The sequence below is a fragment of the Oleidesulfovibrio sp. genome, from assembly GCF_047973035.1.
Classification (GTDB): domain Bacteria; phylum Desulfobacterota; class Desulfovibrionia; order Desulfovibrionales; family Desulfovibrionaceae; genus Oleidesulfovibrio.
On the sequence record NZ_JBKEBF010000011.1, the window covers coordinates 1 to 20,233 of the forward strand.

Annotated in this window: 17 protein-coding genes and 1 pseudogene; 10 read left to right on the forward strand and 8 right to left on the reverse strand. The window is 49.9% G+C overall.

The genetic code is table 11. The features are described 5' to 3' along the window. Positions 1 to 67: 67 nt before the first annotated feature. Positions 68 to 526: pseudogene (tnpA, locus tag ACK5LI_RS02635) on the reverse strand (IS200/IS605 family transposase). 188 nt (positions 527 to 714) lie between these two features. Beyond that, the gene (locus ACK5LI_RS02640) at positions 715 to 1,023 is read right to left on the reverse strand and encodes a hypothetical protein (RefSeq protein WP_416946083.1); all 309 of its coding nucleotides are present in this window, start codon (positions 1,021 to 1,023) and stop codon (positions 715 to 717) included. A gap of 248 nt (positions 1,024 to 1,271) precedes the next feature. On the opposite strand from ACK5LI_RS02640, the gene ACK5LI_RS02645 reads away from it, so the two are divergent. Continuing rightward, positions 1,272 to 1,895 carry a flavodoxin family protein gene (locus ACK5LI_RS02645; RefSeq protein WP_416946084.1) on the forward strand — a complete coding sequence of 208 codons (624 nt, stop codon included), beginning with the start codon at positions 1,272 to 1,274 and terminating at the stop codon, positions 1,893 to 1,895. A gap of 87 nt (positions 1,896 to 1,982) precedes the next feature. Here the strand turns inward: ACK5LI_RS02645 and ACK5LI_RS02650 are convergent, their stop codons facing one another. Together ACK5LI_RS02650 and ACK5LI_RS02655 are read right to left on the reverse strand one after the other, a co-directional pair. Then, complete coding sequence (locus ACK5LI_RS02650) at positions 1,983 to 2,570, reverse strand: DJ-1/PfpI family protein (RefSeq protein WP_416946085.1); 588 nt, start codon at positions 2,568 to 2,570, stop codon at positions 1,983 to 1,985. A gap of 364 nt (positions 2,571 to 2,934) precedes the next feature. Beyond that, the gene (locus ACK5LI_RS02655; protein ID WP_416946086.1) at positions 2,935 to 3,378 is read right to left on the reverse strand and encodes an Lrp/AsnC family transcriptional regulator; all 444 of its coding nucleotides are present in this window, start codon (positions 3,376 to 3,378) and stop codon (positions 2,935 to 2,937) included. 193 nt (positions 3,379 to 3,571) lie between these two features. On the opposite strand from ACK5LI_RS02655, the gene ACK5LI_RS02660 reads away from it, so the two are divergent. From ACK5LI_RS02660 to ACK5LI_RS02690, 7 genes are all read left to right on the forward strand, one after another. Then, positions 3,572 to 3,742, forward strand: coding sequence for a hypothetical protein (locus ACK5LI_RS02660; protein ID WP_416946087.1), 171 nt, complete (start codon positions 3,572 to 3,574; stop codon positions 3,740 to 3,742). A gap of 369 nt (positions 3,743 to 4,111) precedes the next feature. Further along, entirely contained in the window at positions 4,112 to 5,134 is a 1,023-nt protein-coding gene (locus tag ACK5LI_RS02665; protein WP_416946088.1) for an ABC transporter substrate-binding protein, read from the forward strand. A gap of 25 nt (positions 5,135 to 5,159) precedes the next feature. Continuing rightward, on the forward strand, positions 5,160 to 7,286 hold the full coding sequence (locus ACK5LI_RS02670) for an ABC transporter permease (protein WP_416946177.1): 2,127 nt from the start codon (positions 5,160 to 5,162) through the stop codon (positions 7,284 to 7,286). A 1-nt stretch (position 7,287) separates the two neighbouring features. Next, positions 7,288 to 8,379, forward strand: a complete 1,092-nt coding sequence (locus tag ACK5LI_RS02675) for an ABC transporter ATP-binding protein (protein ID WP_416946089.1) — start codon at positions 7,288 to 7,290, stop codon at positions 8,377 to 8,379. Positions 8,380 to 8,399: 20 nt separating this feature from the next. Continuing rightward, positions 8,400 to 9,059 (forward strand): HAD family hydrolase, encoded by a 660-nt coding sequence (locus ACK5LI_RS02680; protein WP_416946090.1) that lies wholly within the window; start codon positions 8,400 to 8,402, stop codon positions 9,057 to 9,059. A gap of 159 nt (positions 9,060 to 9,218) precedes the next feature. Continuing rightward, complete coding sequence (locus ACK5LI_RS02685; protein ID WP_416946091.1) at positions 9,219 to 9,809, forward strand: tetratricopeptide repeat protein; 591 nt, start codon at positions 9,219 to 9,221, stop codon at positions 9,807 to 9,809. A gap of 279 nt (positions 9,810 to 10,088) precedes the next feature. After that, positions 10,089 to 12,431: a PAS domain S-box protein gene (locus ACK5LI_RS02690; protein ID WP_416946092.1), complete on the forward strand. Its 2,343-nt coding sequence runs from the start codon at positions 10,089 to 10,091 to the stop codon at positions 12,429 to 12,431. A gap of 127 nt (positions 12,432 to 12,558) precedes the next feature. On the opposite strand, the gene ACK5LI_RS02695 is transcribed toward ACK5LI_RS02690, so the two are convergent. Next, on the reverse strand, positions 12,559 to 14,724 hold the full coding sequence (locus tag ACK5LI_RS02695) for a PAS domain S-box protein (protein WP_416946093.1): 2,166 nt from the start codon (positions 14,722 to 14,724) through the stop codon (positions 12,559 to 12,561). A 22-nt stretch (positions 14,725 to 14,746) separates the two neighbouring features. Further along, positions 14,747 to 15,913: an alcohol dehydrogenase-like regulatory protein ErcA gene (gene ercA, locus ACK5LI_RS02700; protein ID WP_416946094.1), complete on the reverse strand. Its 1,167-nt coding sequence runs from the start codon at positions 15,911 to 15,913 to the stop codon at positions 14,747 to 14,749. Positions 15,914 to 16,354: 441 nt separating this feature from the next. Between ercA and ACK5LI_RS02705 the strand changes: the two genes are divergently transcribed. Next, the gene (locus ACK5LI_RS02705) at positions 16,355 to 17,122 is read left to right on the forward strand and encodes a transporter substrate-binding domain-containing protein (RefSeq protein ID WP_416946095.1); all 768 of its coding nucleotides are present in this window, start codon (positions 16,355 to 16,357) and stop codon (positions 17,120 to 17,122) included. A gap of 689 nt (positions 17,123 to 17,811) precedes the next feature. Here the strand turns inward: ACK5LI_RS02705 and ACK5LI_RS02710 are convergent. Both ACK5LI_RS02710 and ACK5LI_RS02715 read right to left on the reverse strand, forming a co-directional pair. Beyond that, positions 17,812 to 18,042 (reverse strand): hypothetical protein, encoded by a 231-nt coding sequence (locus tag ACK5LI_RS02710; protein ID WP_416946096.1) that lies wholly within the window; start codon positions 18,040 to 18,042, stop codon positions 17,812 to 17,814. A gap of 295 nt (positions 18,043 to 18,337) precedes the next feature. Then, on the reverse strand, positions 18,338 to 19,084 hold the full coding sequence (locus ACK5LI_RS02715; RefSeq protein WP_416946097.1) for a S24 family peptidase: 747 nt from the start codon (positions 19,082 to 19,084) through the stop codon (positions 18,338 to 18,340). A gap of 529 nt (positions 19,085 to 19,613) precedes the next feature. On the opposite strand from ACK5LI_RS02715, the gene ACK5LI_RS02720 reads away from it, so the two are divergent. Next, complete coding sequence (locus ACK5LI_RS02720) at positions 19,614 to 20,063, forward strand: hypothetical protein (RefSeq protein WP_416946098.1); 450 nt, start codon at positions 19,614 to 19,616, stop codon at positions 20,061 to 20,063. Positions 20,064 to 20,233 lie beyond the last annotated feature (170 nt).

Consider the following 20,233-nt stretch of genomic DNA (forward strand, 5'->3'; position numbering starts at 1 on the left):
CGCCTATAAGGCTTTCTTACTAGCAGCGCCCTAGCAGGCGCACGTTCGTCTGGCATCTGCATCTCTGTTACTTGCGACCCGTAAACGGGTTTCCAGAATATGGAAGAGATAATTGATCACCAAGCTTATCATGCTCAAGTTGGTGCCTAATGTAATCTTGTATCTTAGCCTTATTTTTTCCAACTGTATCTACGTAATATCCACGGCACCCAAACTCGCGATTCCGGTATTTATACTTAAGATCGACATATTTGTCGTACAACATTAAGCTACTCTTTCATTTAAAGTACCCCATAAAACTCGAAACACTCATCTTTGGCGTTATTTCAAGAAGCATATGAACATGATCGGGGCAGAATTCAGCTTCGACTATATGTACACCTTTCCACTCACACAGTTTGCGCAATATCTCACCCACTGCGCGCTTCTTCTCTCCGTAAAAAACTTGCCGCCGATACTTTGGCGCAAACACTACGTGGTATTTGCAGTTCCATTTTGTGTGGGCTAAACTCTTAGTGTCACCCATTGTGTCCTCCTTTTGATTTGCCACCTGCAGTTGCCAGACCGCAGGGATTAGTTAGCAAATCAAAAGGAGTTTTACTAATATCTCTATAGCTTTAAGCTTTACGGCCCCCCCCGCCTAGCGGGGGGGCTGCATACAAAAAGCAGCCCGTTCTTTTAACGGGCTGCTTTTTCTTATAAACACTTCCAAGCCTAAAACATGCGGCAACACTCTACGCGCTCGCGCAGTTTCTGCTCCAGCGCTTTGGAAAGATCATACAATCTTTCCATTTTCATAAAAACGCCTTCCGGCATCGCGTACTCGCCATTCCAGACTTTAATAAAATCTTCATCTGACAGCTGATTCAAATAGTCCAGCAGTTCGTACGATATATCTTTCAGCTGAAACAGCCGGACGATACATTCTTCACGAGTCACGTCCGATTGCTCACCATGAATCGTAACACCTTCATGTTGTTCCGAACTGTCGGCAGGCAGCTGCACTTCTGGCTGATGCGACATATCCCCCTCCTCTTTCCGGCGAAGCTATCACATCTATATACCGAATCAAGTAAATTGAGCGTGCACAGCAATTTAAAGCAGTGCCACATGCGACATAGTAACCCTATCCGATAACCAAAAGGTAACTGAGACACTTATTTCACCGTACTTGCCAGATAAAACACTAATGCTATTATCAGGCCCGGTATGTTCTGCTCATTTAAAGCAGCTGATAGAAATTAACAATCAGCATGGTAAGGAGACTATGTATGTACGCCATTGCAATTAACGGAAGCCCCCGCAAGGGAGGCAATACTGAAAGCCTGTTAAAAGCGGTCCTCGCCCCTCTGGAACAGGCAGGATGGGATACGGAACTGGTTCGCGTAGGCGGAAAACCTGTACGTGGCTGCATAGCCTGCTACAAGTGTTTTGAAAACAAAGACATGCGGTGTTCCATCAACACAGACCTCTTCAACGAGCTGGCAGAAAAAATTTTTCGAGCAGACGCCGTCATTATGGGGTCGCCTACATATTTCACAGATGTTTCTGCCGAGCTGAAAGCTGTTCTTGACCGCACGGGTCTGGTCGCCATTGCCAACGGGTTCGCCTTGCGCGGCAAAATAGGTGCAGCTGTGGTTGCCGTACGTCGCGGGGGAGGAATTCATGTCTTTGACACCATCAACCATATGTACCAGATGTCACAGATGATTGTTCCCGGCTCCGTGTACTGGAACTTAGGTTACGGGCTGAACAAAGGAGAAGTGGCAAATGATGCGGAAGGCATGGGCAACATGCAGCATCTGGGAGAAGCCATAAACTGGCTGGGCAAGGCTATTGCTCCTGTACGCGACAGCTACCCTGCACCCAAAGGGCCGGTAGAAGGAGACATCTAGGGAAAGTGCAGTGCGGTTAACATCATCAGGCACAGTAAAAGGGCACCGCAAGCGATGCCCTTTTATTAATTGCACAGCATGATGTTGTTATGCTTCCAGCTTTGAACCAAGCATCTCAAGGAACTTGCGCATCCATTCAGGATGAGCAGGCCACGCCGGAGCAGTGACTATGTTGTCGCTTACGCAGGCATTGGAGAAGGTTTCGCTTACGTTGCACCAGCTGGCACCGGCAGCTTCAACATCAGGCTTTACTGCGGGGTATGCGGTGCAGGTTTTGCCCTGCAGCACACCAGCGGTAACAAGAAGCTGAGGGCCGTGGCAGACGGAAGCAATGGGCTTTTTAGCGTTATTGAATTCCTGCACGATTTCCACGACCCGGGCATTAAGGCGCAGATATTCAGGTGCACGGCCACCGGGGATTACCAAACCATCGTAGTCAGCCACATTTACGCTGTCAAAATCGTAGTTGATGGCAAAGTTGTGGCCGGGTTTTTCCGTATAGGTCTGGTCGCCTTCAAAATCATGCACAGCGGTCTTTACAGAATCACCGGCTTTTTTATCGGGGCATACGGAGTCTACACGGTGCCCCACCATAACAAGCATCTGGAAAGGCACCATTGCTTCATAGTCTTCCACAAAATCGCCAACCAGCATCAAAATTCGTTTAGCAGCCATTTAAATCTCCTTTTATTCCACGGCGGTCAGCACAAAAACAGGCAAAGCCTGTATGAGCCCGGACCGTTCTACTCACTTGTAGTTCCATGAAAAAAATGAATAATGTTTTACTCAGCAATGGTAGCATTGGCAGTTACCATTGCTGCCTGCAATAGTGCTAGCTAGCATACCACACCACAATCGGTTTGTGTACCAAAAAACGCAATACCGTATACACAAACAAATCAGCGCGTACTTACTACAGAAAACTATTATACACACAACATAGAACGTACCAGAAGCTCCTGAACAATTTCACGCGTCCCATGAAATACGTTGTGGCTGTTTAGCAACGCCGATGCATTTACAGTAAAACCGCAGCCGCTTAGTATAACGACTTGATTTCGGCCAGAACAAAAGTGCTTTGTACGGCACTGACCCCGGGCGTGCAGGATAAATTCTGCAGGACTACTTCCGAATAATGCGGCATATCTTCGGCCACAATTTCAACCATAATATCCACACTGCCCGACACTGCATACACGCTGACAACGCCTTCAATGTCCTTCATCTGTTCTGCAAGCTCAGCCCAGCTTATTGAAGGATCGCGGACAATCTCGCAAAAGGCATGCACGGTGTAGCCTAACTTTCTTCTATCCGTCAGGGCGCGATACCCTACGATGACTCCGTCCTTTTCAAGGCGGGCAATGCGACGCGAGCAACTGGAGTGAGACAGGTTCACCCTGTTTGCGATTTCCATATTGGAAAGGCGCCCATTCTCCTGTAATGCCGCGATAATCAACCTGTCCTGTTCATCAAGCTTCGTCATATGCAAACCTTTTGCATTTGTGTCCTTGCCAAGGGCGTCTTATTCAAAAAAAGTGCACCAAATGAACTCCAATGCACAATATTTGATTTAATAGCGAATATAAAGGAAAATATTTGCATTTAAACCGTACAATTGGATAGTATGGGAAAAAATTAACAAACGGCGATTCGTCAAATGCATTTGGAGGAAAGACATGAGCATGTTCAACCAACTTGTAGACTTCTTTCAACCCGTGACCCTGCCCGCTCGCAATACCAAAAGCAGTATGTACGCAGTACAATTGAAACTGATCGACATGGGCAAAATTGCTCTTCTGTTTGCCATGTCTTTTGTTCTGTACAGCGGTTTGAGCACGCTGCAATAATCAGGCAGGGCTCTCCTGTATTCACTGCCTTTGACAATCTGCCTCAGATACGGTGAGATCCCGTCAACCTCTTTCACCTGTATCTGCCCTTTCCACACCGCTCTGTGGAAAGTCAGAACGGCCGGCACCTTGGTGCTGGCCGTTTTTCATATACGTACCTTCATCGCCTCTTTTCTGTTTGAGTATACGAACGGCACAAACACCTACAACATATTGATTGCGCGAGAAAAAAGATAATAAATCTGCGCCGGACGATTGCAGTAACGCCCTCCCCTTGTTAACCTGACGTTACAATTATGTGACGGATATGCCGCACAACACAGCAGCATCACCACACGGTTACTTCATTAGCTTTTCAAGGAGTAGAGCATGAAACGGTTGACGATGATTCTCGCGGTGGTCTTTGTTCTGGGTATAACCACCACCTGTTTCGCCAAAGGGCGTCTGGTCATTTACTGTTCCAACGAACCCTTTGCATGTCAGGCTGTGGCCGATGCCTTTGCTGAAAAATTTGACGTGAAAGTACAGATGACCCGTTCGGGCTCCGGCACTACCTATGCCAAAATCCTTGCAGAAAAAGATAACCCTCAGGGTGACGTGTGGTATGCAGGAACTCTTGATCCTCACTCTCAGGCTGGCGTAAACGGCCTGCTGGAATCTTACAAATCGCCCATGCTGGAAGAAATCGGTCCCGAATTTCAAAACCCCGCAACCACCAAGCAGTATCACAGTGCCGGCGTCTATGCAGGTGTTCTGGGGTACTCTGTAAATACTGATGTTCTGAAAGAAAAAGGGCTTGAAATGCCCCGCTCGTGGGAAGATCTGACCAAGCCCGAATATAAGGATCTGATTCAGGTTGCCAGCCCTCAGAGCTCCGGCACGGCATACACAGTGCTTGCCACCATGGTACAGCTGAAAGGCGAAGACGCAGCATACGAGTATCTGGCAAAGCTGCACAAAAATATCAATCAGTACACCAAGTCCGGCTCCGCCCCAGGTAAAGCCGCCGCCCGCGGTGAAACCATGATCGGCATCGGCTTTCTGCATGACCATGCTCTGCAAAAAGCAAACGGATATCCCCTTGAACTGGTAGTTCCTTCAGAAGGTACCGGATACGAAATCGGCGGTCTTTCCATCATTAAAGATTGCCGTAATCTCGAAAATGCAAAACTTTTTGTAGACTTCATGCTGAGTGCAGAAGGTCAGGAAGTACCGCAACAGGTTAAAATGTATCAGGTGCCCACCAACAAAAATGCCAATGTACCTGCAGAAGCCATCCGCCTCGATCAGGTTAAGCTTATCGATTACGACTTTGTAACTTACGGTACCGAGGAAATGCGTACGCACCTGATTGACCGCTGGGTAAAAGAAGTCAAACCGCTTGCCCGATAGAACGACCAAAGAGATACACTTGACGATGCAAACGAAAAGACAAACCGCTCCGGGAGAGGTTGGCCCTGTGGTCATCCTCTCCTGGGTGGCTATTGCAATGGCGGCGTATTTTCTGCTGCCGTGGGTGGCACTCGACTACGGCCTGACAGATTCGACGATGGAAGAATTCATTGACGCAATCGGCTGGAAATACAACAGCGCAACGTATATCGTACCTGCATATCTGGCACTGCTGGCTCCTTTCGCATGGTTACGGTTACGGGGGGACGCCACACATCCGATAACCACCCGAACACATGGATGGTTTTACAGTATCGCCGCGGGTTGCGGCATTGCTGTTATTCTGGCTGTCTTTATCCTGACAAACACCGCACTGGGGTTAGGCTCCGGCATAATAATCCTATGCCTTGCCGCCCTGTTTTCCATAGGCATAGCAGAGCTTGGCTTCCAGCGCGGAGACACGTTCATCACCGGCGCAATCATCTTTGTCACTGTGCTGGTAGTCGCATTTATATTTTTTCCGGTTTGGAAAATTTTCAGCACGCTGATGTTTGAAAAAGACGGCAGCTTTGTGCCTGCCCAGTTTTTTACCCTCATCACATCGTACGGAATAGGCAGAGTAGTCCTGAATACTCTGGTGCTGGCTTTCTCTGTCGGCGCTGCCACCACTGTCTGCGGGCTGATCTTTGCCCTGTATGCAGTCAGGGCAACCACCCGCCTGCGCAATTTCATCCGCATTTTTTATATTCTGCCCATCATCACGCCGCCATTTGTTGTAGGCATGTCTCTTATCCTGCTATTCGGGCGCGCCGGTTTGATTAACGATGCCCTGATGATGCTTTTCGGCCCAAACGGAATAATTCTGCAGGACGTATTTGAAAGATCAGGCTACATATACGGATTCAGCGGAATTTTTATTGCGCAGGTTCTTTCATTAACGCCGGTCAGCTACATGGTCATCTCGGGTATGCTTTCCACCATCAATCCGGCTATGGAAGAAGCATCACTCACCATGCGCGCAGGACGCGGAGAAACGCTCTGGAATGTCACAATGCCGCTGCTGCGCCCCGCCATAGCCAATGCATTCCTGCTCAGTATGATTTCTTCTGCTGCAGACTTTGGCAACCCGCTGGTTCTTGGCGGCGATTATGACGTTTTATCTACTGAAATTTACTTTTCAATTGCGGGTGCTCAGCTGGATTTTGCCAAAGCCTCCGCACTGGGCCTGATTCTGCTTGCGCTATCGCTTTCAGTGTTTGTCATCCAGAAAAAATGGGTCGGTCAAAAGTCCTATGTAACCGTTACGGGGGTGGAAACAGCAGGTAACGTCACTCCCCTGCCCAGAGGGCTGCAAAAATGCATGACCTGCTTTGTAATGCTCTGGCTGGCACTGGTGGGCTTTTTATACGCCAGCATATTCCTTGGCGGATTTGTACGCCAATGGGGAGCGGATTACACCCTGACGCTGAAGCACCATGGAGAGCTGTGGCTTAACGGCTTCTCATCGGGAGCATGGCCTTCGTTTTTCAATTCAATCACCTTCTCGGTTATTGCTGCCCCGCTTACCACACTTACGGGCATCCTTGTCGCATACATTCTGACCAGAAAGGACTTCACAGGCCGAAGGCTTATTGATTTCGGTACGGTGCTAATATTTGCAGTACCCGGAACAGTCACCGGCGTGGCGTATATTCTGGCTTTCAATACGCCCCCTCTGCACCTTACAGGCACAGCAGCAATACTTATCATCACCATGGCCATCAGAGCCATGCCGGTAGGCATCCGCGGGGGGATGTCGGCACTCAGTCAGATATCGACCAATCTGGAAGAGGCTTCGCTGCTTCAGCGCGCCGGAAGCCTGAAGACCATCAAATCCGTTCTGCTTCCGCTTTTAAAATCCACTATCGTCTCATCCATGGCGTACAGCTTCATACGTGCCATGACCACTGTGTCTGCTGTCATTTTTCTTGCGACAGCCGGCACCAACGTAGCCACCACGTTTATCCTTTCCCGCGTGGAAAGCGGTGAAACCGGCGTGGCTGTGGCCTATGGCTCGGTATTAATTCTAACTATGCTGATATTCACGATTCTGGTTCAGGCCGTGACAGGGCGCTCAAAAACAGAAAGACAAGTGAAAACAACAAGAGGCTGAAATGAATGATGCATCCATAAAAGTCACCCTGAATAACGTATCCAAGCATTTCGGCAAGGTGCGGGCACTTGATGATATTACACTTGAATTTGCTCCCGGTACGCTGACAACACTGCTCGGCCCTTCCGGATGCGGCAAAACAACCTTATTGCGGCTTATCTCCGGCCTTGAGGCAGCAACATCCGGCCAGATTCTGTTCGGCAGCGAAGACGTGACGCAGCTTTCAGCCACCCGCCGCGACGTAGGCATGGTCTTTCAGTCATACGCACTTTTTCCGCATATGACGGTTGAGCAAAATGTCGGGTACGGGCTGGGCGTGCTGAAAACACCGCAGGAAGAAATCAGGCAACGCGTCAAAGAAGTATTGCAGATGGTAGATATGGACGGCTACCAAAACAGGTACCCGCATGAATTGTCCGGCGGACAGCAGCAGCGCGTGGCAGTGGCAAGGGCAATGGTCCTGCGCCCCAAGGTGCTGCTGTTTGACGAACCTCTGAGTAACATCGACAGTAAATTGCGTCGCTCAATGCGTGATGACATCCGTCGTCTGCAGCAGGATTCAGGCATCACCTCTATTTATGTTACGCATGATCAGGCAGAAGCGCTTGCCGTTTCTGATGAGATTGTCGTTATGCGCAATGGCAGAATAGAACAACAAGGCCCTCCCAGAGCGTTGTACCACAAACCTAAAACAGCTTTTGTGGCAAATTTCATCGGCGAATCCAATGTGGTTGCAGGGTCATTGGGCAGTAAAGGAGCCTGTAAGGTAGTCACATTCGGTGACGCATCCATAGACTTGCCCTGTAACGAAGATACAGACCACGCTGATGGGCCTGTCAGCCTGTCGTTACGGCCGGAACTAATCGAAATTCTACCTGAAGACAAAGCCGCAACTGAAACACTTTCAGGTACTATCAAGCAGAACGCCTACATGGGGCCGGTTATCGAGTACTCCATTGAAACCGTAGCAGGAATGCTGTTCACTCGCGCTCCGGCTTATGCGGGAGTTTTTGCCGCTGGAGAAAAAGTACAGGTACGCGTGCGCCCTGATGAAATCATCATAATTCCTGAAAACGGAAATGATCAGCCGTAGGCCTGAGCGGAAGCTGTGACATGAACATCGCTTTGCTGTTTGACATGGACGGAGTTATTTTCGACTCCGAGCCCGTGCATGAAATGATTTTCAGAAACTTTGCCAGAAAGTTGGGATTTTCTGTATCTGCTGAAGAATACCGTCAGCTCATCGGCACTTCCAGCGTCAGCCAGTGGCGCAAGATGAAAGAGCAGTTCAACCTGCAAGGGACTGCGCAGGAACTTTCTGACGCCAAGATGGCGCACTATAAAGAATACCTTCGCACAACATCAGGCCTGCAGCCGATGTCCGGCCTGCAGAGGCTGCTTGATGAGCTAAGGGCAAACGACATACCCTTTGCGCTGGCATCGTCTAACACCACAGACATTGTCAGCGCCACACTTTGCGCAATCGGAATGGACCATATGTTTTCGACACGAGTCGGCGGCAATGACGTTACTCACGCAAAGCCTGCGCCTGATATCTTTCTGCTGGCAGCAGGCAAACTGGGGGTTCCGGCTCAGCGATGCGTGGTCGTTGAAGACTCGACCAACGGCATACTGGCCGCAACCAGAGCGGGAATGAAATCCATCGGTTTCGACAACCCGAACTCTCCGGGGCAGAATCTTTCCGGCGCTGACCTGCGTATCAGTTCACTGACTCATCTTACCCTTGCAACAGTCCGGCAGTTATTTCATTAGGCCGCCTTACCGCCTGTGCACCAACACTTCACAATACTTCTGAAGCGGCCCGAGGCCTATTCCAGAGACTGACAATACGACCTTATACGCTTGCGCTAGCTTCATCCGCCCCGTATATAACCAGACGGAGCAGGCTTTGCTGTTGCCGCAGGAGAAATAATGAACGTACGTCATATTATGTTAATTCTGGCTCTGGGAGCCTCTTTATTGCTGGCAGGCTGCTTCGGCGGTCCGGAAGAGCATGAGCTTGCACCGTTCAACCCTATGGGCATAAGCGGAAAGCATGATCCTCAGGCTGAAAAATGGTTTGCAATGGCTCATGTACTCTGGAAAGACAACACATGCACCGACCCTGACAAAGCCATAGAATATTTAGACAAGGCCCTTAAAATTGAGCCGGACTATACACAGGCTCTGTTACGACGCGGGCTGGCATACAGCGAACAGCAGCGATGGGAACCGGCCTTTGCCGACATGTCCCGCGCAGTGCGTCTGGCACCCTCGGCGGAGACATACACATGGCGCGGCCTTGTTATGTTGCGTATGGGCAATGCCCTTGGCGCCATCAAAGACACTACCCGCGCCATACAGTATGACAGCGCTTATAATCAGGCATGGAACATTCGCGGCGGAGCAAAACTTGTTACCGGTGATGCTGCCGGCGCCTGCGAAGACTTTACCAATGGTTGTTCTACAGGAGATTGCACAGGACTGGAATCTGCACAACGCGAAAACATCTGCCCCAAATAGTGCACACAGTAGAATAAAGCCCAATATGTCACGCTAAACATAATATTTTTCTGATGCTGCAGACCGAGTGCGTCAAGGCAATAGCCTTTTCTAAAGTAGATAAAGCTTCTTGAGCAGACGCCTGCAACATGTTATAGTTTCCGAAAAGATACTGTATCTGTAATCCTGAGGGGGGAACGCGGATACGATCAGGCAAACGAGACAAGCCTCTCGACTGTCATGGGGACGGGGAACGGGTAGCTGCTTGTCCAATGTGGGGGACGTATAAACAAGTCTACTGTGCAGCCCGGCACAAACAAACGAATCGCGTTTGTTTGTCTGGCCGTGTTGCTTGTCTCTGTTACCGCATCTTGGGGGACAGCGTTTCTGTTACGCCTCGCCAGTGTTCCCGAAGGCGGAGTTGCCTTTGCCCTGTTGCCGCCGCTGTCGGCAGGGGTGACGGCTTCGTTATGCGGTTTTACCGCCTGGCTGAAATGCCGGAATACATGGGCAAACCAGCAACGGGATCATGCCCGCATTTCTGCCCGCCTTGCCGCTCTGGAAGAAAATCATCACCACTTACGCCGCCAATATGCAGAAGCAGAACGGGAACGTTCTTCGTTACGCAAGCAAGCCGCAAGCGCCATTTCCGACATAGCCTCCCGACGGGGCGAAGCCAAATTTCAGGCCACATTTCATGCCACGCCAGACCCTATTCTTGTTATCAGCCTGCATACTGGTCTGGTACTGGATGTAAACGAAAGTCTTCAGCGCCTTCTTGGCAGAGACTGGAACCACATCATCGGCGAATCTCTTGATAATCTTCTGGAATGGCAAGAGGATGCCCGCAACACATTTGAGCTGATGCTGGAGCGAGAAGGCAGCGTAAGCAACCTTCCGGCAATCATGCGTGACGGCAAGGGCGTGCCTCGCCATGTGCTTATTTCCGCCCGTCACGTACAGCTTGAAGGCTTTTCCTGTGCCATCGCCATTGCGCGCGACATCAGCACCCTGCACCGCCTGCAGGAAGAACTGGCCGGAAAAACGTCACTGCTGGAGAATGTGCTTTCTCACATTCCTTACTATGTTTTTTGGAAAGACAAAGAAAACAGACACCTTGGTGCAAACGACCTGTATGCGCGCAATATCTTCAGCACTTCTGTTGCTGATATTATCGGAAAAACAAGTTCCGAATCAGGCAACGGAAATGCGCTGGGCGAACCGGCAGCTGAAGAAAACGCGCAGGTACTCAGCACCGGCAGACCCATCATCAACGCAGAGCGTCTCATCACATTACATGACGGACGCAGCATTATCGGGCTTGTCAGCAAAGTCCCCCTGCTGGACCGGAAAGGGCTGCCGCAGGGAGTACTGGGCATTGTTGCGGACATCACAAACCTGCGTGCATATGAGCGCCAGCTGCGCACCTTGCTGGACGGCCTGCCGGACATGGCATGGATTAAAGACGCAAACAGCGTTTATCTGGCTGTGAACCAGGCTTTCGCTAACTTTGTAGGACGCGATTCACTCGATATTCCCGGCCTTACCGATGAGGACATGTGGCCTTCTTACGCAGCCGCATCTGCGCGGGAAAGCGATGAGAAAGCCATTAATAATCTCGCGGACCAACGCTACGATCAGCTTATGTTCAATGCCGAAGGTAAAATGATGTGGACTGATATCATCAAACGGCCGATCATTGAGCATGACGAATCTGGCAACCCCATGGCCATCGGCACTGTAGGTATTGCCCGTGACATTTCTCAACGCCGTGCGCAGGAAGACCGCATCCGGATGCTGTCTGAGGCGCTGGAACAAAGTTCAGTCGCCGTAGCTGTAACAGACGCAGCTGGTATTACCGTACACCTGAACCCGCGGTATGAAGAAATTACCGGCTACTCGCCTGAAGAGCTTATCGGCAGGCCCCTGCCGCTGCTTTCCGATCCCGAAGAGTCTTCTTATATATGGGCAGCGCTGGAACAGGGAGAGCGCTGGCGTCAGGAAACGCAGACACCACGAAAAGACGGGCACACACGATGGCTTTCCGTGTCGGTAGCACCCGTACGTGACAACGCGGGGCAAACCAGCAACATTGTGCTTGTTCTGGAAGATATCACCGAGCAGAAACGTAATGAAGACCATATCCGTCACCTGGCCATGCACGACGGGCTGACAGGGTTACCTAACCGTCGTCTGTTCATGGACAGGTTACGTTATGCCGTTGCATTAAATAAACGCAACGGGTTGCGTTTTGCAGTACTCTTTATCGACCTGAATGATTTTAAAGACATCAATGATTCTATGGGCCATGAAGCGGGCGATCAGGTATTGTGTGTAGTGGCTGAACGCCTGCAACAAAGCCTGCGCGAGGTAGACACGTGTGCCCGCATAGGCGGGGATGAATTTGTCGTGCTGCTGCACAACATAAAAAGCGCCGATGATCTTTCAAATGCATCAGAAAGAGTGGCTAAAGCCATCACAACCCCGATCGATATCAATGGGGTTAAACGTGTCGTTTCCGGCTCCATCGGCATTGCGGTATGCCCCGACGACGCCACGGACGTGGACCAGATTATCAACCACGCCGACCACGCCATGTACCGTTGCAAACGGAACCGCAAATACGACAAGGCGAAAAGCTAGCCCCTGTAGATCTCCCGTCTCAATCGTCGCAGCTCCCCTGCCAACATTCTGTACGGCCTGCACTCTGCATAAAAAAAGCCTGCAACAAACAGGCTTACAAAAACAAATTCAAAATGATGTTGCCGGCTCAATGAATCACGTCGTTATCGTTAAGCGGGAGCCCGACAGTGAAACGGGAGCCTCTTCCGGGTGCCGAATCAAGAACCATTGACCCTTTGTGGTTACGTGTAATGATAAAATAAGAAACCGACAGCCCGAGGCCGGTTCCGACTCCCGGGGGCTTGGTTGTAAAGAAGGGCTCGAACACTCTTTTCTGCACATCTTCGCTCATTCCGGGACCATTATCTTGTATCTCAACATAGACATACCGGTCATCACGCCGTGTGCGGATAGTAATAACAGGCTTATGACAAATCATCTTACGGGAGCCGTCCGGCAGAACTCCTTCCGGCCCTGTGGCAAAAAACGCCTGTGCTGCGTTGCGCAACAAATTTAACAAAACCTGTTCAACTTCCGTCTTATTACAGGTTATCAGCGGCACGGACTGATATTCCTTAACGATCTTGATGCTTTTAAAATCGTAACTTTTTTTCAGATCATAGTCGGTCTCTGCCAGAACAAGGGTGTCTTCCAGCATATCTTCTACACTGCATGAGGAATGCGACATGTCCGACTTTCTTGAGAACGTCAGCATATTACTGACGATACCTGCAGCGCGTAATGATGCCTCACGCATTCCGCTGAACATACGATAAATTTTTCTTTCGCGCAGGTATGTGGTCATTGCCCCCATATCAAGCCCGCAGGACTTTGCGTATTCCAGATTTTTAGCATTGTCAGGGTCAAGCCTGCGGACAACATTCTGCAGCCCCTGCATGATTGCGCCGAGGGGGTTATTTATCTCATGAGCCATACCCGCAGCTAATCCACCCACAGAAAGCATTTTTTCAGCCTGAACCATGGTCTGTTCCATCAGAACACGTTCAGATACATCATCGATACGGATAACCGCACCTTCGTGCCCTTCCGAGCCCAACGGATAGACAATAAGGTCTTCATATACGATTCTGCCGCTCTTCTCAGCCCTCGCCACTTTGGACTCAACAAGGGGACGCCGCTCGGCGATGCTTACCCGCACCAGTTCAGCCAGAGACGGATAATTGCCAAGTGCCTCTAAGATGTGCAGCCCTTTTGCCCGCTCGGCAGTTATGCCAGTAACCCGCTCTGCCTCTTTATTCCACTGAACTATACACCCGTCCGCCTCAACAGCAACCAGCACTGAAGGCATAGAATCAACAACATTAGTCAGCAGATCGCGTAACCTTCGCGATTCACTTTCAGCTTCCAGCAAAGCAGTTATATCTCTGGCTTCCACTACAACATGAATAATCTCACCATCAGAATCGCGGACAGGTTTGAATGAGCAATCGTATGTTCCGTCAGGAGTATGGTACAGGCGGCGGACAGTTGCCCCTACGGCTGCGCTGTTGACATCCTGCTTCAGGCTGCTCTTCAACTCATCGGTAATCAGCCACGGGGCATCCCAGACATATTGGCCTTGTAACGATTGTAACGTAACAGAAAAATCATCCAGCACACTCCTGTTCACCCGCTGAACTCTGCCATCCGGCTGCAGCAGAACAACATGTTGCATGGACTGCTCAAACACAACACGGAAGCGTTCTTCACTTTCTCTCAGGTGCTGCTCAGCCTTTTCTCTGGCTGTCACATCCCGAATAAGCATAATAACGTGCGGGGGCTGCCCTGTTGCGGGCATAGGAGAAACAGAAGCTTCCAGAATCCGTTCGCCACCGCCATGTACGGCAACAGTCAGAGTCAGTCTTTTGCTGCAGGACGCACCTGCGCATCCCTGCATAATATCGACAACACGTTTATCAAGAAAGCTCAAAGGATCAACAGGTTGTTTGCAAGCTGTATCCAGCCCTAACACTTCTTTGGCAGCTTTATTCAGATAGTCAATTTGATGTGGCGGCCCGACACGCATAAGAAGGATCGCATCGCTTGCGCTGTCAACCATATGTTGAAACACTTCCAGATCAGTTATTTTTCTACGCAGCTGCGGGTAGTAGCTTTTGCGAAAAGATTTTTCGCCCAGACCGATCAAACTGCCCACAAGTTTCTGATACGTGTCCTCGGATTCCAGAGCCGAAGGAGTTTCTGTTTTGACGCAATTTTCCTCAAACGCGGAAGAACACTCTCTAACGGCATCTTGCGTAGCAGGCCCCGAAGCGGAAACCTCGTCTAACCGATCTGTCTTTTTTTTCTGCACCATTTTATAAAAACCTTACCGGCTGCTAAAAAGCCTCTTCGTACAAAAGCTCTACTTCCGCCTGTGTATACCGACGCGGATTCGTCAACATACAGGCATCACGCATCGCGTTATAGGCAAGTGATGGAATAGCATCACGGGTTCCGCCAAGTTCGCTCAACATGCCGGTGATGCCTGCTTTGTGCCGTAATTCCATCAAATGGTCATACAACGCATCCCCCAGATAATCTGATGAAGTTGCCTTGACAGACACACCCAGTTCACGAGCGATATCGGCACAGCGCTGAGGCACGGCCTGACAATTGGCACGAACCACAGGCGGCATAAGTATGGCATTACATTCGCCATGAGGAAGGTTCAGCAAACCTCCCAGCCCGTGGGCCATCGCATGAACCGCCCCCAGAATGGCGTTGGAAAAAGCGAATCCGGCATACATTGATGCCAGCATCATGTTTTCCCGGCCATGTGCATTCTCTCCATCATCAATAACATCCAGCAGATTTTCACTGATAAGTCTGATGGCCCGTAATGCGAAAAGGTCTGTCATTGGAGAACTGACGGTTGAAGAATAGGCTTCTACAGCATGGCACAAAGCATCCAGCCCCGTAGAAGCTGTAAGCCTTTGTGGCATACTGTGCGTGGTCGCAGGATCAATGAGGGCAAGATCGGGAATAGTAGACTTGCTGACAATCGAAATTTTCACCTTGCGCTGCACATCATTTATGATGGCAAACTGCGAAACATCAGCACTTGTGCCTGCAGTTGTGGGGATGCAGATAAGCGGCGGGGCAGGCACGTCAACTTTATCGACACCTTCAAATTCGAGTATATCTTTGCCTCCGGCAGCCATCAGCCCTATTCCCTTGGCACAATCCATGGGGCTGCCTCCCCCGACAGCAACTATACCGTCACAAGCCGCCTTCAGGTAGATGTTTACGCCATTGCGAACCTCATAATCTCTGGGATTAGGCGAAACCGCATCAAAAACAGTTGTCTTGATTCCATGCCCGCCCAGAGCATCAAGCACACTATCCGCCCAGCCTGATGCGACAACGCCTGCATCTGTAACAACAAGACAATGGGTCAAATTAAAATTCTCTGCATACTGACCAACCAGCCGCAGCGCTCCCACTCCGAACACTACCTCCGGTACAATCAGCTTGCGCAGATCATACAACGATTTCTCTGACATGCACCCACCTGTGTTTACAGTTTCATCACAAGCCTGACATATACGTTTTACTATCGCTAGTTTCTAAATAAAAAACAAGTATGCCAAATATGTTGTCTGCTCAGCAGCAAACAAGAAAACTTTTTGCAGTCCGCAGGGGGCTCAGGCTCAAAACAAAAATCTGCCGAAGCTGTATACAGATGAGGGCAGAGTATTTATACTCCCCCCTTCAAAAGAGTCTGCAGTTTCCGTGAATTACCTATTCAATGGCATCCCGCAAGTAATAAAAAAACATAACGCATGAAACGTTTCTTTACTAAAATATCTCCCCCTATTCCTCTGTCGGGTACTCCTGAAGCCCTGTGCCGGGCCAAGTCTGCCTTTTTTACAATACTTCTTATATGGATTATACTTTGCTGCAACGCTACGGGAAAAGCGTATGCACAAGAGCTCTCTGCCGGAATGACAGACAGGGACAGCACAATTGTCCGGCCCGCAGACGGCCGTACGTATTTCGGCATTCCCCCTGTTACTGTCGAAAATGGGCAACCTGCCCTGACTATTCTTGTGGGCAACTACGCACCTTACATATTCAGAGACAAGAGCGGAAACTGGTCCGGTAAAGAGTTTGACCTGATTGCTGCCGTTGCAACGCAAGCGGGCGTCCGCCTGCGGCCACTGGAGCAAACACATTGGAGACGCAATCTACGCCATGCGGCTAAAGGAGAAATCGCACTGATTCCTTCTGTAACCGCGACCCCCAAAAATCAACACCGGTACAGCTTGCTGTTTAAGACCATCTCGATGGGGGTCAGCCTTATCGTAGATGAACGAAATAAAGCTTTTGCGCCAACTAAAGCGACCGAGCTGATCACACAGGGCAAAACATGGGGCTTTCAGGAAGGTGTATACTACTCTGCAGAATTTCATAATCTTATTCAGACTTCCGCCCCATTTGCCAGCCACTTCGAGCCGGTTGCCGGTTTCGGCCTGAACAAAAAGAAACTGCTTGGAAAACGCATCAGCGGCTATCTTGACCTTGAGTACCGTTGCAGCACGCCGCCAAACCTCTATCGTATTCCGCTACCCTTTTTTGACAAAACAGGCTGGTTCCTTGCCGCTTCAGATTCTGTTCCTGCAGAAATTAAGGATAGACTTTTTAATGCCGCAGCCCTGCTGGAGTCTGCAGGAACTTTAGACTCCATCAGGTCAAAAAATTACTGTAACTAAAAATGCTACCTACAAGTACAGCTCTGCTGGTACTTTTTTTCATTAACAAACCAGCAATCTACACAGCTCACTTTTAGTGCATTGGCCGTACTGCAATATCATCCTACTAATTAATACGGCAACATTCCTTGTTTATAGTACATTTACCTGTTCACGTTATTATGAGTACTGTAACACAATATCGTGTTACGTTTTAACGCTTGCCTGACGTACATTATTGTGGCAAATCCCCCTCTTCACCTTAAAGGGGCTCGCCCAACACATCAGGCTTCCAACCTTATTCCGGCGCAAGAACAAGCCGGAAAGCTCACTCCATAAACATGTCCAATTTTTATTTCTATATCAAGCAGCTGCCTATAGCTATGGCTGCGGTCATTCTGGCATTTGCCGCTTTTCTGATGGCTCACTCAAAAACTGCCGTTCATCCTCTTCCTGCAGAGTCAGCACATTCAGCTATAATTTCAAGGCCACCAAGCTACGTTCTACCATCTGCTTCACAACAAATTGCCTCTGAACTCCGGCAGCCTCTCATAATTAATGCCCGCCAATAGGCAGGTCCAATTTCAGGGTAGCAGACACACTACTGACTCCTGTGTATCTACTGAGCAAGGTCTGACCATCACCAAGCCGGAAGATCAGAAGCTGTCTGCCGGCTTTCAGTAATTACCTCTGAAAGTGAAGCACATACTTCAGCAGTGGTGTTCATGGTACAGACGGTATACTTGTGCTGTCTCTCCGGTGCTCTCGCACAACTCAACTGCCAGCTGCAACGCCTTATGTTCATCATGTTCCCACCAATGCTCCACCTGCCCGTCCGGCCGTACACTGCGCACAAGCCATTCTCCCTCATGTCCTGTACGCTCTTTCCCATAAAGCATGTCCAGATGTTCAACACTCCGCATTCGCTGCCCATTTCTCATGTTATCCCCTCAGTGTATTTACAATCCACCTCCACACGTACTCAAAGTACACAAAAAAAAGCATTGCACAAAAAGTGCAATACCCTCCAGTATTCATAGCACATCACAGGACAGAACAACTATAAGACGCTAAACTCCTGCGTCAGCAAATGTGACAGAACAGGCAGCGCTGTTGACCTATAAAAACAATAACTTTAAATAGTTGCCTGAAAAACACAAAGCTAAGCCAGACCAGACAGGTAGAACACAGTGCCCGCCGGAACCCCATCCCGCAACGGAAGCAGTCTGAAACAAACTAAAGCTCTTTGCCCGCCCAGATAACCCTGCCGATTACAGTCCAGTCGCACGCCTGATCCTGCGGATCTACTTCAATATCCTGATACGCCAGTTCTCTGTTATCCCCCCTGAAAAGTAACTTTCCGGGAGTACGGGCAAACCGTTTGATATAAATTTCATCCTGCACCCGCACCACATATACCCTGTCTTCAATAAGGTATGTATCTCCTTCATTTACGAGTACATGGTCGCCATTGTGCAGCGTAGGCTCCATGGACCGCCCCATAACTTCCATCAGCCGCAATGAAGTGGTGTCGTGCGTTTTGCTAAGCAGCCAATCGAGCCGGAAAGCATGGCGTTCAACAGTTTCCGCACCGGTCTGCAATGAGCCGCCACCTGCACTAGGCCGTGCATCAGCTTTAGCAACAAAAACAAATTCACCAAGCAAGTCAGCCCTAGGCGGAACCGGAAGTAACGAAGCTCTCCCGCCGTCAGCAGGACCATATTGCGGCGATGCAGCCTCCCGCACAGAGTAGGATGCGCCGCCTGAGTCACGGGCAACTTCCTGCTCTTTCAACCCTGAACCATCGTCATTGTGGCCTGCCAGTCTTTCCAGATGAGAGGAAAGCTTGCTCAGCTTACTTCTGCTCGGAAAACGTTCACCGTTTTTCCAAGCATAAACAGTACGATGGCTGACACCAGCAGCAGATGCGACGTCAGACACGCCACCAAGAAGTCTGATGGCATCCTCAATAAAAGCCTGCATACGTCGCTCTGATTCTGAAAAATCTGTGCTTTTCATGGCAAATATATAACACATTTTGTGGAAAAGTAAAGCCCAAGCTTCAACACACGAAAACACACTTGACGAATCTGTGCACATTATGAAATATCTGTTCACAGAGAACAGCACCCAGCTGTTCTAAGCACAATGGCAAACAGGCACGAACAGAAAACCAAATGAACTCTCTACTCCTTTAGTAATGTTCAGGGGGGCAAATGGACAGAACACAGCATCCGAATATGACCTGCGTAAGGTGTGCTCGATGCGGCAGGCCGTTCTGCATTTCGACACGTAAAGTGCGGCAAGGGCTGATGAGCTGTGCAGCATGTATGGAGACAAGAACCCGCGGCAACACGGAACCTATGATTCAGATAGAACAAGGTGAACATAAGCGTTTGCTGCGCCTGTATTATGCAATCTTCGAACACGAATGCATGCGCAGTTCCGCTACGGAATCCGCGTGCAGAAAAGCCTTTGACGACTGTAACCAGTTTTTTGAAGGAGGCAGCCCATGCCAGTTGTAACATGTCAGCATTGTCAGAGTGAATTCTCAGTTGCTCAGGCACGTATACGGGCAGGCAGAGGTAAATATTGTTCACGCCAATGCTCTGACGCAGCCAGAACGATATCCCGTGAAATCCAGTGCGCATGGTGCGGCAAATCAGTGCGCCCCACACATGCACGGCAAGCCTATTGTTCCCGTTCATGCGGGGCACATGCACAGGCTGCAAGAGCCCGCAAAGGCGAAAAAAGGCAATGTATGCAATGCGGCAAGCACTTCGCGCCGGTAAATAATAAGGAACGTTACTGCTCTCAACGTTGCCGGCGTGAAAGTGACCTACAGCAGGCAGCGACAAGAGGTTATGGCTTATTTGAAGATCCGTGGGCATCGGGGGATGTGCAGCCGGACAGATACGGAAAAGACCTGTACCGCATGCCTGACATAGGACTCGGTTTCTAACGGGCTGCCGCAGGGGCGGCCCACCTTTTCGCACGTTGCTGTTTACCGTTGCGCTGCAGTTAATGCCTTGCATCAACACTGCTCGCCATGACGACGCGCTTCAGGCTTGTCTTTGGCATACGCATATCACAGCGCGACAATATCCGTTCAAACTCAGGCTACGAAAAACA

Coding starts and splice junctions, on each gene's coding strand:
- ACK5LI_RS02650 (WP_416946085.1), bottom strand. CDS start 2,570: ATGGCTGCTAAACGAATTTTGATGCTGGTTGGCGATTTTGTGGAAGAC.
- ACK5LI_RS02670 (WP_416946177.1), top strand. CDS start 5,160: ATGCAAACGAAAAGACAAACCGCTCCGGGAGAGGTTGGCCCTGTGGTC.
- ACK5LI_RS02665 (WP_416946088.1), top strand. CDS start 4,112: ATGAAACGGTTGACGATGATTCTCGCGGTGGTCTTTGTTCTGGGTATA.
- ACK5LI_RS02655 (WP_416946086.1), bottom strand. CDS start 3,378: ATGACGAAGCTTGATGAACAGGACAGGTTGATTATCGCGGCATTACAG.
- ACK5LI_RS02675 (WP_416946089.1), top strand. CDS start 7,288: ATGAATGATGCATCCATAAAAGTCACCCTGAATAACGTATCCAAGCAT.
- ACK5LI_RS02705 (WP_416946095.1), top strand. CDS start 16,355: ATGACAGACAGGGACAGCACAATTGTCCGGCCCGCAGACGGCCGTACG.
- ACK5LI_RS02720 (WP_416946098.1), top strand. CDS start 19,614: ATGCCAGTTGTAACATGTCAGCATTGTCAGAGTGAATTCTCAGTTGCT.
- ACK5LI_RS02660 (WP_416946087.1), top strand. CDS start 3,572: ATGAGCATGTTCAACCAACTTGTAGACTTCTTTCAACCCGTGACCCTG.
- ACK5LI_RS02715 (WP_416946097.1), bottom strand. CDS start 19,084: ATGCAGGCTTTTATTGAGGATGCCATCAGACTTCTTGGTGGCGTGTCT.
- ACK5LI_RS02695 (WP_416946093.1), bottom strand. CDS start 14,724: ATGGTGCAGAAAAAAAAGACAGATCGGTTAGACGAGGTTTCCGCTTCG.
- ACK5LI_RS02710 (WP_416946096.1), bottom strand. CDS start 18,042: ATGAGAAATGGGCAGCGAATGCGGAGTGTTGAACATCTGGACATGCTT.
- ACK5LI_RS02680 (WP_416946090.1), top strand. CDS start 8,400: ATGAACATCGCTTTGCTGTTTGACATGGACGGAGTTATTTTCGACTCC.
- ACK5LI_RS02645 (WP_416946084.1), top strand. CDS start 1,272: ATGTACGCCATTGCAATTAACGGAAGCCCCCGCAAGGGAGGCAATACT.
- ACK5LI_RS02640 (WP_416946083.1), bottom strand. CDS start 1,023: ATGTCGCATCAGCCAGAAGTGCAGCTGCCTGCCGACAGTTCGGAACAA.
- ercA (WP_416946094.1), bottom strand. CDS start 15,913: ATGTCAGAGAAATCGTTGTATGATCTGCGCAAGCTGATTGTACCGGAG.
- ACK5LI_RS02685 (WP_416946091.1), top strand. CDS start 9,219: ATGAACGTACGTCATATTATGTTAATTCTGGCTCTGGGAGCCTCTTTA.